15 protein-coding genes are annotated in these 12,517 nt (G+C 35.7%); 3 read left to right on the forward strand and 12 right to left on the reverse strand.

Annotated elements, in window-relative coordinates:
- Positions 1 to 499: 499 nt before the first annotated feature.
- Positions 500 to 889, forward strand: coding sequence for a DUF7147 family protein (locus ACYVEC_RS13490; RefSeq protein ID WP_001972633.1), 390 nt, complete (start codon positions 500 to 502; stop codon positions 887 to 889).
- A gap of 54 nt (positions 890 to 943) precedes the next feature.
- Here ACYVEC_RS13490 and ACYVEC_RS13495 read toward each other — a convergent pair whose 3' ends face one another.
- From ACYVEC_RS13495 to ACYVEC_RS13520, 6 genes are all read right to left on the reverse strand, one after another.
- Entirely contained in the window at positions 944 to 1,210 is a 267-nt protein-coding gene (locus ACYVEC_RS13495; RefSeq protein WP_002080814.1) for a YlbG family protein, read from the reverse strand.
- A gap of 126 nt (positions 1,211 to 1,336) precedes the next feature.
- The gene (locus tag ACYVEC_RS13500) at positions 1,337 to 1,789 is read right to left on the reverse strand and encodes a YlbF/YmcA family competence regulator (protein ID WP_000634353.1); all 453 of its coding nucleotides are present in this window, start codon (positions 1,787 to 1,789) and stop codon (positions 1,337 to 1,339) included.
- A gap of 116 nt (positions 1,790 to 1,905) precedes the next feature.
- A complete protein-coding gene (locus tag ACYVEC_RS13505) occupies positions 1,906 to 2,478 on the reverse strand; it encodes a histidine phosphatase family protein (protein WP_060633175.1) in 573 nt (190 codons plus the stop codon).
- Positions 2,479 to 2,560: 82 nt separating this feature from the next.
- Positions 2,561 to 2,806, reverse strand: coding sequence for a YlbE-like family protein (locus tag ACYVEC_RS13510; RefSeq protein WP_001200991.1), 246 nt, complete (start codon positions 2,804 to 2,806; stop codon positions 2,561 to 2,563).
- Positions 2,807 to 2,817: 11 nt separating this feature from the next.
- The gene (gene ylbD, locus ACYVEC_RS13515) at positions 2,818 to 3,273 is read right to left on the reverse strand and encodes a YlbD family protein (protein ID WP_275718957.1); all 456 of its coding nucleotides are present in this window, start codon (positions 3,271 to 3,273) and stop codon (positions 2,818 to 2,820) included.
- 186 nt (positions 3,274 to 3,459) lie between these two features.
- Positions 3,460 to 4,494: a CAP domain-containing protein gene (locus ACYVEC_RS13520; protein ID WP_063221189.1), complete on the reverse strand. Its 1,035-nt coding sequence runs from the start codon at positions 4,492 to 4,494 to the stop codon at positions 3,460 to 3,462.
- A gap of 206 nt (positions 4,495 to 4,700) precedes the next feature.
- On the opposite strand from ACYVEC_RS13520, the gene ACYVEC_RS13525 reads away from it, so the two are divergent.
- Positions 4,701 to 5,066 carry a YugN family protein gene (locus ACYVEC_RS13525; RefSeq protein ID WP_063221190.1) on the forward strand — a complete coding sequence of 122 codons (366 nt, stop codon included), beginning with the start codon at positions 4,701 to 4,703 and terminating at the stop codon, positions 5,064 to 5,066.
- 36 nt (positions 5,067 to 5,102) lie between these two features.
- Here the strand turns inward: ACYVEC_RS13525 and ctaG are convergent, their stop codons facing one another.
- The 6 genes from ctaG to ctaB form a co-directional block, all read right to left on the reverse strand.
- The gene (gene ctaG, locus ACYVEC_RS13530; RefSeq protein ID WP_063221191.1) at positions 5,103 to 6,008 is read right to left on the reverse strand and encodes a cytochrome c oxidase assembly factor CtaG; all 906 of its coding nucleotides are present in this window, start codon (positions 6,006 to 6,008) and stop codon (positions 5,103 to 5,105) included.
- An 85-nt stretch (positions 6,009 to 6,093) separates the two neighbouring features.
- Complete coding sequence (gene ctaF, locus ACYVEC_RS13535) at positions 6,094 to 6,426, reverse strand: cytochrome c oxidase subunit IVB (RefSeq protein WP_000985703.1); 333 nt, start codon at positions 6,424 to 6,426, stop codon at positions 6,094 to 6,096.
- A gap of 4 nt (positions 6,427 to 6,430) precedes the next feature.
- On the reverse strand, positions 6,431 to 7,054 hold the full coding sequence (ctaE, locus tag ACYVEC_RS13540; protein WP_000557861.1) for a cytochrome c oxidase subunit III: 624 nt from the start codon (positions 7,052 to 7,054) through the stop codon (positions 6,431 to 6,433).
- Complete coding sequence (gene ctaD / locus ACYVEC_RS13545) at positions 7,054 to 8,889, reverse strand: cytochrome c oxidase subunit I (protein WP_179958627.1); 1,836 nt, start codon at positions 8,887 to 8,889, stop codon at positions 7,054 to 7,056. The genes ctaE and ctaD overlap by 1 nt, the downstream gene beginning before the upstream one ends.
- A 60-nt stretch (positions 8,890 to 8,949) precedes the next feature.
- Entirely contained in the window at positions 8,950 to 9,999 is a 1,050-nt protein-coding gene (gene coxB / locus ACYVEC_RS13550) for a cytochrome c oxidase subunit II (RefSeq protein WP_000745271.1), read from the reverse strand.
- A gap of 93 nt (positions 10,000 to 10,092) precedes the next feature.
- Positions 10,093 to 11,016, reverse strand: a complete 924-nt coding sequence (gene ctaB / locus ACYVEC_RS13555; RefSeq protein ID WP_063221193.1) for a protoheme IX farnesyltransferase — start codon at positions 11,014 to 11,016, stop codon at positions 10,093 to 10,095.
- Between the two features lie 498 nt (positions 11,017 to 11,514).
- Here ctaB and ctaA point away from each other — a divergent pair, with 498 nt between their 5' ends.
- On the forward strand, positions 11,515 to 12,450 hold the full coding sequence (gene ctaA / locus ACYVEC_RS13560) for a heme A synthase (protein ID WP_063221194.1): 936 nt from the start codon (positions 11,515 to 11,517) through the stop codon (positions 12,448 to 12,450).
- Positions 12,451 to 12,517: the final 67 nt, after the last annotated feature.

Here is a 12,517-nt window from a genome sequence, read left to right on the forward strand (position 1 = left end):
GTTCATCTTTCAACGAACACTAAGAGAACTTAGCTTAAAATAACCGCTCTGCATTTTTATGTATTCATCTCACCATTCGCTAACACGAATCCATTATGTATATTCGTTTCACTTTATCCCGCGTTAACGCCCAATTGGTGAAGGCTAATAATCAGCAAGGAATACCCCGTCGATTAAAGTTTCACTTTACCTTTTTTATCCTATCATAAAATAAAAAAAAGAAAAATAAAAAGCCCAACATAAAATTTAATTTGATGATGTATATCTTCATTTAGATTGGACATAAATAATTATAACAACATCACCTTCGATGTTGTTGCCAACCGCGGAGAAGACTTACGTTTCCCCATAAGTTCTTCCTCCGGTTTCTCCTCTCCCTTTGCCTTCTTACTAGTACATGCTAGTATAAGAAGGGCCCTGCTTTGCAGGGTTTTTTTTATTTGTCTACTTTTCATTTAAAAAGCGAGATGATACAGTAAAAGAAAGAGGAGGAAAAAATATGATTCAACGCTTTATAGAACTCGGAGAAGGCTACTCTGATTTATATGAATTACTTGAAATTGCCAAAGCAAATCAAGAACGTATAGCACATATGTTACAATTTGAAACGATTAAAAATGAAAAAAAAGTGTGCTCACTTGTTGTAATATTAAAACCAACTACTACTGGTGATTTCCAACCATTATACATATGTCGTGAAGGCATTCCTGTACTTGAAAATAAAAAAAGTAAACGCGTCATTTTATTTGAAGAAACGGCAGAACAACTAGGGAAAAAAGTAACTACCTTTACGGTAAAACCATCCACAACTTTCCCAGAAAAAGAACTGTTTTTCAACCATTTAATTGGTATTTTACGAATGAATAATTTCATTCCTCCAATGAAATAAAGTGTTATTTCAAGTGAAAAATCCCCCACTAAAATTAGCAGGGGATTTTTTCTATTAGCTATAATCGTATTCCTTTGCCCGATCAGGACGTGAATTTTCAAATTCCGTTTTTAAATACGGGCGGTACGACTGTTCTATCTTTTTCACAAAAGGAAGTTTATTCAACTTTTGCATCATATGCTCAATTTGTTCCATATCACAATATACTACTGCGTATTTTAAGCGTTTTGATATGTAATGTATGTTACCATATTTCCTTAAAATCTTGGCATGTTTCAATGAATGTAAATAAACAATCATACTTTGTCGTTGCCCGAACATAATCTTCTCCATCTTCTCCTTTTAAAAACATATATTTTATATTTTATGAAAACCAATCAGAGATTTATGACATTACAGGACAAACTCTGTATACGTTTTCTTCTATCTTCTAAAAAACGGGGTAAATTACCCCGTTTTTTTACAGCCGCAACCTCCGCCGGTACCACAACCGCCACCACAGCCACCAGCATCAAAAAATGGATTTCCTGTTGGAACTTTGATGGAAGAAGACACCTCAGAACCGATTGCTACACTAACTTCATCTAACAACTTTTGCAAAGCCGTTTCTACTCGTTTAAAAGCTGCAATCTTATCATGTAAGTCTACAGAACGCTTTAACTCCCTCATTTTCGTCGAAACAAAAGTATAGTCAGGATGGTATTTACCGAAACGTTGCACTTCTTCATATCGTTCTTTCATCGCTGTAAATTGCTGAATTAACGTCTGAACTTCCATATCTTCATGCAATTCTTTATAACACTTACGATAATCTTCTGCTATATCTGAACAGATGATCGCTTTTGCAAGCTGCTCTGCCTTATCTAATATTAATACGCTTTCTAGCGTCGCTACAATCATGAGAGACACCTCCGAGTATTCATCATACCACATTTAGAATAGAACTACTAATTGAAGTGTCTCACTAAATAGAAAGATATCATTCTAACTATTTTTTATATAATGTCAGCACACACTTATACGTTAATATGTTCCGCAATATTATATTTAAGAACATCCCATTTCCCACTATTTTCGTTCACATAACTAATACATGCGTTTTTTAACGGTGTTTTAAACGTAATATCTTCTGGTGCAATTGCATGTAAAATTGCTTTTATCGCATGTGAATGGGCTACAATGATAATACGTTTGCCAGAATGAGTTTCTGCAACATCTTTTACCGCAGCAAAACAACGAGCTACAATCTCTTCATCTTGCTCCATACCTTCTACTTTACCTTCTGCAATTAATTCCCTAACAGTCGCAACCGGCTTCCCAGAAGCTTCACCAAAATTACGTTCAACAAATCGCTCATCTAATAAAATCGATTGTAACCCAGTAGCCCCTGCAATTTCCTTAGCTGTTTCTTGCGCTCTAATTAATGGGCTACTTATAATTATATCCCATGCCTCTGCTTGCAAAGCAGCCGCACTTTGGCTCGCTTGCTTCTTCCCTACTTCATTAAGTGGAATATCTTCACGTCCCTGAATAATCTCTTGAAAATTCCAATCAGTTTGCCCATGTCGTACTAAACAAATTTCCGTCATGCTCATGCTGCAACTCCTTTTTAAATAATCCGCTTCTATTGTATCAAAAGTTCTGCATGACGGACATAGTTTTCCCTTCCAATTATGTTGTATTTTGCTGCTTCATATACTGAAACATATCGATCATAATGGAAGCAACTGCCAATTGATTTTGAAATTTCTCAACTTTATCTGGTATCGTTTTTTTGAAATGTTGCATGGCCGCTAACTCAAATGCCTCTTTTTCTTCAGGGTTTCGCGTTAGTTTTCTATACCAGTACGGTTGCTCCCTAATATAGCGAGATAAATCCTCATCAGCCTTTATAAACTCCATAATTTCTGCTCTCATCCGCTTTCCCCCTAATCCTTCTGAAAGAAAAATGGATTATTTTCGGAAGTACTTTTTTCTTGCTGTGTGCGCTTTCCTTGAAATTGTTGAAAAACTTGTTGCACACTACCAATAGCACTCGTTACATTGGCTAAATGGTGTTGCATTTGTTCTACATCTAGCTTTTTAAAGAAAGAAAGCATTTGTCCCATCACATCAGCAGTTTTTTCCTCTTCAGTTCGATTATCTTTTTCTTTTTCTTTTTCTTTTTCTTTTTTATTTTCTTTTACCGAAGAAAAAGCAGGGGCTCCATCAGGTCTAAAAGTTGCCCATATCGGATCTTCTTCACCAAGTAAGTACCATTCCTCATAAAACTGTTGCCAAGTTTTGTGACCACTTCTAACTTCATGAACCATTTTAGGGTGATGGTTTACAAACTCTTTAAACTGTTGAACCGATGGATGTAACGGTCCTTTTGTTGTTGGCATAATCCTCACCTCTTCATGTATATCTACTATATAGTAAGAAAAAAAAGGCGCATGGTTCGCCTATTTTTAGACGATTCATGCACCTTTTTATTCTTCTATTTGCATAGGATAAGTTTCGCACCTACAATTCATTGAATACAAAGTAATTATCCGGGAGGTGTCCCAGCCACAACTTACAATTTCACTTTACTTCCGAATAAAGTTTTGTGTATAAAACTTATCGTATACACCAACACCTAATCCTGTAAATTGTTCATTCAATAAATTCTTTCTATGTCCCTCACTATTTAACCAACCTTGCAACGCCGCAATTCCATCACTATGTTGCGCCGCTATGTTCTCACCAGCAAGTTGAAATCCTACTTTCCCGCGCTGCAAACGATCTCCTAACGTACCTAATGTAGGTGAATCATGTGAAAAGTAATTATTATCCTTCATATCTTTACTATGACCAATTGCCACATCTGCTGTTTGTTGATCCCAAGCTAACAACGGTAACTTATGACGGCTTCGAATAATATTTGTTAAATCAAAAATTTGTTGCATATTCCCATTCTCTATTTGTTTCAGTTTATCTGGAGTCAATGGTTGCTCTGCTAGTAATTCACCTGAATAAACAAGCTGATACGGTCTTTGACGTAATAATGTTTCGTCATCCATATAACGAACACCAACAAGCTCATGTGTAAAATGATCAAAATATAATTGTGCCCAGCCATCTTCTACAGGTATTAATGGTTGTTCCATCACTTCGGTATCAGATAACTCAAATTGATAACTATTTTTCCCTCTTTTTAACGAAATCTCATGAGAGAGTGGATTCTTTTTATACACGTCTTCATACTTTTCATTTATATAATAAGGCGGCACCTTAACTTGCTCACCAGCAACATACGCCGTTACAACTTTACGTTCAGCAACCCCAAATTGAACATACTGAGCTAAATCTTGACTGTATACCCACCATTCATATCCGTAAGCAGATGGCTCTATTCGAGAAGGTTCGCCCCATTTTGCTAATAAATTTTCAGAGTCCCCACCAATCATATTTAAAACAGTATCGGAAGAGTCTTCATTTACTTGTTTTTTCTTTTTCACAATTTTATTTTCTTGCTTTAATTGAGATGGGGTTAATATATATTGTGAAACGAGTAATTTCCCGTATAAATCAACAGCTAAAATTAAAAATGTAATCATTACGATACGCAATAATTTCTTCAATCGATATACCTCCTGCACAAAACATAAAATTGAGATATACACAAATCCTTTTCTTTCCTTTTTTGTGTGTACCGTACTCTTTTCACTATATCATATTTTCGCAAAAAAAGTCTGGATTATCCCTTTTCTCTCAATATGAATTGCACTTTCTTATTATTCATACTATTATAAAAATAATGATGTAACATTAAAAGAGGAGGTATTATATGCAATTTACAAATACGAAATTTAATGGGGCAGTCGTTGATTTAACACTATTAACAGAGATTATGGAAAAGAACCATTTTGTACTTGCTGGACAGTGGGATTATGAACGAGTTACATACGATTATAAATTTGAAATATTAAATGATGTTTATTATTTGCGTGTACAAGGTTTAGCTGTTGAAGGTGACATTGGTAGTAGACACGCTGAAATAAAGCTACTTCCTCCCTTATTAGGTAAACATTATTATCCTCACGGCGTTGAATATGGTGATGGCGAAACTTTCCCAACGAATGTACTTCAAAAAAGTGAACAGCTCCTACAAAATATCGAAAAAGAGTTAAAAGAATTCCAAATCATTGAATAAAATAAAAGTGAGTGCATCATATTGATGCACTCACTTTTATTTCGTTTGTAAATACGGCGGTAATTGCTGCAACTGCTCTTTATCCTTTTCACGCTCTCGACGCGCCCATCGAAAGAATACATAGCCGATAATTGTACCATACACTATTTCCTGGACAATTTTCATGATGATGCCGCCTGTTTGTTGATCTTGTACAACTGGCATCCAGTGTAAAAATTCTGGTCCAGTTATATTTAAATCTGATAAAGTTCCTGCTGGTACACATAATTCCATCGCCTTCATCCAAGCAGCCGGATCCGTATATGTTGCAAACAACGGTGCAGTCGCAAAAATGATTAACGCGCAAGCTGGCGTTAATAATATACCATTAGCAAACATATAACCAAGTTTCTTTATATCACTTAACGTTTGATATTCTGGTAATGGATTTAGCATCGGCCACCACATCATGATCGCCGTAAAGAACAATATAGCTAGACAAATAGGATGAGCAATTTGACTTTGTTTTACTGTATCAAAAACAACTGGTAAATGATAAAAAGAAAACAGGCCATTAAATACAAACAATGCAATAAGTGGCTTAGCAAATACCTTTAATATAATTTGAACGAACTTAAAGGAAGTAATATAACGATATAACCAAACTGGTATACCAAGCAACAATAACGGCGGAACTGCAATATACATAACTGCCATTTCAAACATATGTGCACTAAATATAATATGACCAATTAAATCAATAGGCCCTCCCTTTACAAAATACAAAAGAACAATACCGGTCGTAAAATAGAAAACTTGCTTCTTACTTACCTTCGTCGCTTGTTCAAATCGCATTCTATATGGCCCAATAATTAAAAAGTACCCAATAAGGATCGAAAGCATAAATAATAAAAAGATTGGACTCCATAGAGCTTGAAAACCAAATATCCACAAGTTACTCATTGTCACACCTACCTTCTTAAGGTTATCCTTTCACATAATATGAAGAGGGAGCTGTGACAACACAAGCTCCCTTATTCTTCACTTTTCAAATCCACACAATTGTCATAAAAGCTAAAATTGTAATTAACCCGATTAACAGACCAGAATAAAGAAAGAAACTTGCCGCTTCATGTCCTTTATGACTCATATGCATAAAATAATACAATTGAAAAATTACTTGTACCACTGCTAATAGTAAAATAAATGGTACTGAGAAAGTCGGACTAAACGTTTTCGGATATGCTACTGCTACAAACGCAACTAATGTTAAAAAAATCATTAATGCAAATGTAATAACTTGATGCTTCATTTCCTCTGCACTTTTCCTCTTCCGATAAACAAGATCAACTTTAGGATTATTCGTTTGCTTTATCGCCATTTGTTTATCCCACCATTCCCATTAAATATACTACAGTGAAAATAAACACCCAAACTACGTCAATAAAGTGCCAATAAATCGATGCAACATAAAACTTCGGTGCATTGTATAAATTTAGACCCCTCTTCGCATTTCTAAAGATTAATGTTAAAATCCAACACAACCCAAACAATACGTGGAGTCCATGTGTACCAACAAGAGCATAAAACGCGGAACCAAACGCACTACTTCTCATAGTATGCTTAAATTCATGCGTATAATGATAAAACTCATATATCTCAAACCCTAAAAACCCTAAACCTAGCAACACTGTTACTAACAGCCAAAGTTGCATTTTCTTAAAGTTAAAGTTTTTCATATGATACATCGCATATACGCTCGTTAAGCTACTCGTTAATAAAAGCATCGTCATAATGAAAACAAGTGGCATTTGGAACATCTCTTGAGATGTTGGTCCACCATTTGTAGAATTCTTTAACGCTAAATATGTGCCAAATAAGGAAGCGAACAATACTGTTTCGCCTCCAAGAAATAACCAAAAACCGACAAACTTATTTTTTCCCTCAAGGGTTGCTTTTTCAGGCTCTGCTGGAAATGTTTCATTCGTTAATTTTTCATCTACATGCATTATGCCTTGCCCCCCTTATCTTCTAAATCTTCCTTATGAATATGATATCCATGATCATCGATTACTGAACGTAGGAACATTGCGCCAAATGTGATAATTAAACCAATAATTGCTACTAATAACCAAAACTTATCTTTTCCACCCTGCATATACATTGCACCGAATGCCGCTATAAACAATCCTAAAGAAATGATAAATGGTGAAAATGATGGATTTGGCATATGAATATCACCAACTGGTTCCGCCGCTGTCATCTCTTTATTTCCTTCACGTTTTTCAATCCAAAACGGATCTAACCCGCGAACAAATGGTAATTGTTTAAAGTTATATTCTGGTGTAGGTGCTGGCATCGTCCATTCTAACGTTCGTGCATCCCATGGATCACGACCAGCCTTTTCTTTTGATACTGTTGTTTTAATTACATTGAATAGAAGAACAATCGTTCCAAGAGCCATAAACACCGCTCCAATAGAACTAATCATATTCCCCATTTCCAACCCTTGACCTTCAAGGTATGTGTAGTAACGACGCGGCATACCGATCAACCCAAGGAAATGCTGAATGAAGAACGTTAAATGGAAACCGATAAAGAATAGCCAAAATGTTATCTTTCCTAACGTTTCATTTAATACTTTATTAAACATGAGTGGCCAATAATAATGAGCTCCTGCAAGTAAACCAAATACAACACCGCCGACGATTACATAATGAAAATGAGCTACTACGAAATAGTTATCATGAAATTGATAATCAGCTGGTGCAGATGCTAGCATAACACCTGTAACTCCCCCCATTACGAATGATGGAATGAAAGCTACTGCCCACATCATCGGTGTCGTAAAACGTATACTTCCGCCCCACATTGTAAAGAGCCAGTTGAATATTTTAATACCGGTCGGAACCGCAATCGCCATTGTTGCAACTGAGAAAATAGCATTCGCAACTGGACCCAGCCCAACAGTAAACATATGATGCGCCCATACCATAAATCCTAAGAATCCAATTAATACTGTCGCAAACACCATTGACGAATAACCAAATAATCGTTTTTTCGAAAATGTGGCAAAGATTTCTGAGAATATTCCGAAAGCTGGGAGTATAAGAATGTATACTTCTGGATGACCGAAAATCCAGAATAAATGCTCCCATATAATTGTATTCCCGCCCAGTGCTGGATTAAAGAAACTTGTTCCAAATAAACGATCTAACATTAAAAGTCCTAATCCTACAGTTAACGGCGGAAAAGCGAATAATATTAGTGAAGATGTTACAAATGTCGTCCATGTAAACATCGGCATACGCATATATGTCATCCCTGGCGCACGCATATTAATAATGGTTACAAGGAAGTTAATACCTCCAATTAATGTACCTATACCGGAGATTTGCAAGCCGAGTACATAAAAATCAACACCATGGCCTTTAGAGGCTAAAGCTAAAGATGCATAAGATGTCCATCCTGCATCAGGTGCTCCACCTAAAAACCAACTTAAATTTAAAAATACTCCACCAAAGAAAAATAACCAAAATCCGAGTGAATTCAAAAACGGGAACGCTACATCACGTGCACCAATTTGAAGTGGTACAGCGGCGTTCATAAATGCAAACACGAGTGGCATAGCTGCGAGGAAAATCATTGTTGTACCGTGCATGGTTAATACTTGATTATAAGCATCCCCAACAAGAAAAGCGTTGTTAGGAATCGCTAATTGAAGGCGAATAAATAAAGCTTCTATTCCGCCTATTATAAAAAACAATCCACCTGCAATTAAATAGAGAATGGCAATCTTTTTATGGTCTACTGTCGTTAAATAATCCCATATGACAGCACCCATCCCCTGTTTTTTTGCTACAGAACTCACGTTTTCAACCTCCCCTTCGCGAATAATCCCTCTTTACTTTTCAACTTTTAACGTTTGTAAGTATGCATTTAATGCATCAATTTGATCATCCGTTAAGTTGCCATATTTACCAGTCATTTTATTTCCTGGTTTCATATTTTCAGGATCTTTCAGCCATTTTTTTAAGTTTTCTTCATTGTTTTCGGCAATGCCGGCAACTGTATCGCGATCCGCAAAGTTTGCTAAGTTTGGTGCGATACGAGCGGAAGGTGGTCTACTATCATTAGATCCAACTGCGTGACAACCAATACAGCTTTTATTAAATATTTCTTGGCCCTCTTGCGCCTTTGTTGAAGCTACTTCTTTCTTCCCATCAATCTTCTTCATATCAGCAAGCCACTTTTTGTACTCGCTTTCATCTAAAGCTTTCACTTTGAATTGCATTAAAGAATGTGATGGGCCGCAAAATTCTGTACAAAAACCATTATAAGTGCCCGATTTATCTGCCTTTAACCACATTTTGTTCACATTGTCTGTATTTGTATCCATTTTTCCAGCTAAAGACGGAACCCAAAATGAGTGTTTAATATCGGCACCCTTCAAATTCAAATACACTTTCTTACCTGTGGGGATGACTAAATCTTGAGAAGTTACTATTTTTTCTGATTTATAAGAAAATTCCCACCAATAAAGATTCGCTGTTACATCAACAACGATAGTATCTTTATCAATATTCTTTTTCTCCATCGCACTTACATCAGCAAGTTTGAATGTATATGTAACCGTCGGAACAGCTAAGATTAGTAAAAGAATAATCGGAATAACTGTCCATATAATTTCTAGCTTGTGATTCCCTTCAACTTGCTCTGGAATATAATCTTCCTGACCTTTCTTTTGTCGGAAACGCACAATTACATACAAGAAAATAATAGTAACTACTAGTACTACTCCTACCATGATTGCACTCGCTAATAAGAGCAAATCATATTGCATTTTTGCTACTTCTCCTTGCGGAATTAAAGTAGATTGAAAGGCTTTACCGCATCCCCCTAACAGTAAAGCCAGCAGTGAAACGAACGAAAGCAGTCGCCACTGTTTCTTCATACAAACAACCCCCACTTTCCTTGTGAATTAGATTGTACTTTATAGTTAAGTAAAGTAAATCTCAACGTAAAGAAATCCAATTATGTCGTTGTCTTAGAAGAATGTAACTACAATCATTAATACAAATAAGATTGTTAAATAATTTAGGGAATAAACAAACATTTGTACAGACCATTTGATGTCATCTTGCTTACGGAAGCCATAAAATCCTAAAACGATCCAACCGATGTTAAGCAATGTTGCAATTACCATAAATGTTATCCCTAGTCCACTCATATAAAATGGTAGTGGTAATAAACATACTGTCCAAATCATAATTTGGCGTTTCGTAATTTCAAATCCATGAACTACAGGAAGCATTGGAATTCCTGCATTTCGATATTCATCAACACGTTTCATCGCTAATGCAAGGAAATGTGGGATTTGCCAAATAAACATAATTAAAAATAGCATCCAAGCAATTGGATGGCCTAAAGATGGATCGATTGCTGCCCATCCAATTAAAGGTGGAACTGCCCCAGATATACTACCTACAACAGTATTTAGTGTATACTTTCTCTTTGTCCATAAAGTATATAGAACAACATATGTGAAAGCACCAATAAATCCCATTAACACTGCCATTGGTGTTGTTAATAATAAAAATACAAACCCAAGAAGTAATATAACTAATCCAAATGTAAGTGCAAATCCTGGTTTATACTTTCCAGTAACCGTTGGACGGGTCTTTGTTCTTTCCATTAATGGATCGATGTCTCGATCAATGTAGTTGTTTAAACAACATACCCCTGCCATAACTAATCCAGAACCAACGATTGTAAAAAATAGCTTATCCAGATTATCCATTACACTTAATCCATTAAAGTGTAACGCCAACCAAAATCCTGTAAATACAGTAAGTGTATTTGAGTTTACAATCCCCATTTTAACGAGTGCTTTTAAATCTTGTAGCCGAGTTGTTTCCGGTACGCTTGTAACAGCAGACTCATCATGCAGCTCAGTTGTTGCATGGTTCATCACTTTAACCCCCTCTTAAAACTTTCATCTTTCTTTTTTGCGTCTATTTCGAATGAAATAATTCGCTTTTATATAGCAATATTATTACAGTAGAAATATTGTTAACCCATTCTACTACTAATCTACGCCCATACTCCAATATATTAAATCATATTTCCCGAACATTTTGTGAAGAAAACATGAACTTTTTGTGTCGAATATAAAAAACTGAATTCTGACTTACCCTTATCATAACATGATGTTACCTTCTATAATAAACTTTTTTGTCATATTTAACACGTATTCTCCCCATTTCTTTTCAAAATAGCCTGTTTTTCAACCAAAAATCCCCTTATACATTCTATTTCCACACCGATTTTCTCTCCCCTGTCTACCCCCGCCATTTCTTTGCTATTTTATTATTTTTTATATATCATAGGAACTAGCGCGTTTTATTCTATACATAATGGAATGAAAATATTTCGCAATAACTTCATAGCAGAAAGATGGTGAAAGAGATTGCAACGCTTTATTAAATGGTTAGCAGTCATTACAAGTCTTGATTTATTAATAGTTTTATTAGGAGGCGCTTTAGTTACAAAAACAGGTTCCGGCCAAGGCTGCGGTAAATCATGGCCACTTTGTAACGGTGAATTTGTTCCATCTAATTTATCAATGGAAACTATTATTGAACTAAGTCACCGCCTTACATCAGGATCAGCAGGAATTCTTGTCACTCTCCTTTGTATTTTGTCCTGGAAATATTATAAACATGTGCGCGAAACAAAAACGTTAGCAATTTTATCCTTCGTATTTTTAGTTGCACAAGCATTAATGGGAGCCGCTGCAGTTGTCTGGGGGCAAATGCCAGCTGTACTTGCTATCCATTTTGGTATTTCCTTAATTTCATTTGCTTCTGTCATTTTATTAACGTGTCTCATCTTTGAAATTGACCAGAAATTTGATGCACGTTCACTTATTATGGACAAAAAAATGAAATTTCATATTTATGGTGTAACAATTTACTGTTATCTCGTTGTCTACACAGGAGCTTTAGTACGTCACGAACGAGCTAGCTTAGCCTGTCCAGACTTCCCTTTATGTAGCAAAAATAGACCTATGCCGACTCAACTACATGAGTGGGTTCAAATGGGACATAGATTGGCAGCCATGTTAATCTTTGTTTGGATACTATACGCGATGATTCTCGCTATTCGCCATTACAAGCAGCAGCCTGTCGTATACTGGGGATGGATCATTTCATTTATCCTTGTTACACTTCAAGCCATAGTAGGAATTTTAGTCGTATTTACAAATGCTAGTTTAGCAATGGCATTATTACATTCCCTATTCATTTCTTGCTTGTTTGCTGTACTATGCTATTTAGTTATGTTAGGAACAAGAAGTAAAGTGAATGCAAAAGAAGCTGAATCAACTTCTAAACAAACAAAATAAATTAAAATACCTTGCCGAATTGGCAAGGTATTTTTTTACAATAAAGAAAAAGAGCTGCATTTCCACA

The organism is Bacillus sp. MN7755, from assembly GCF_054771475.1.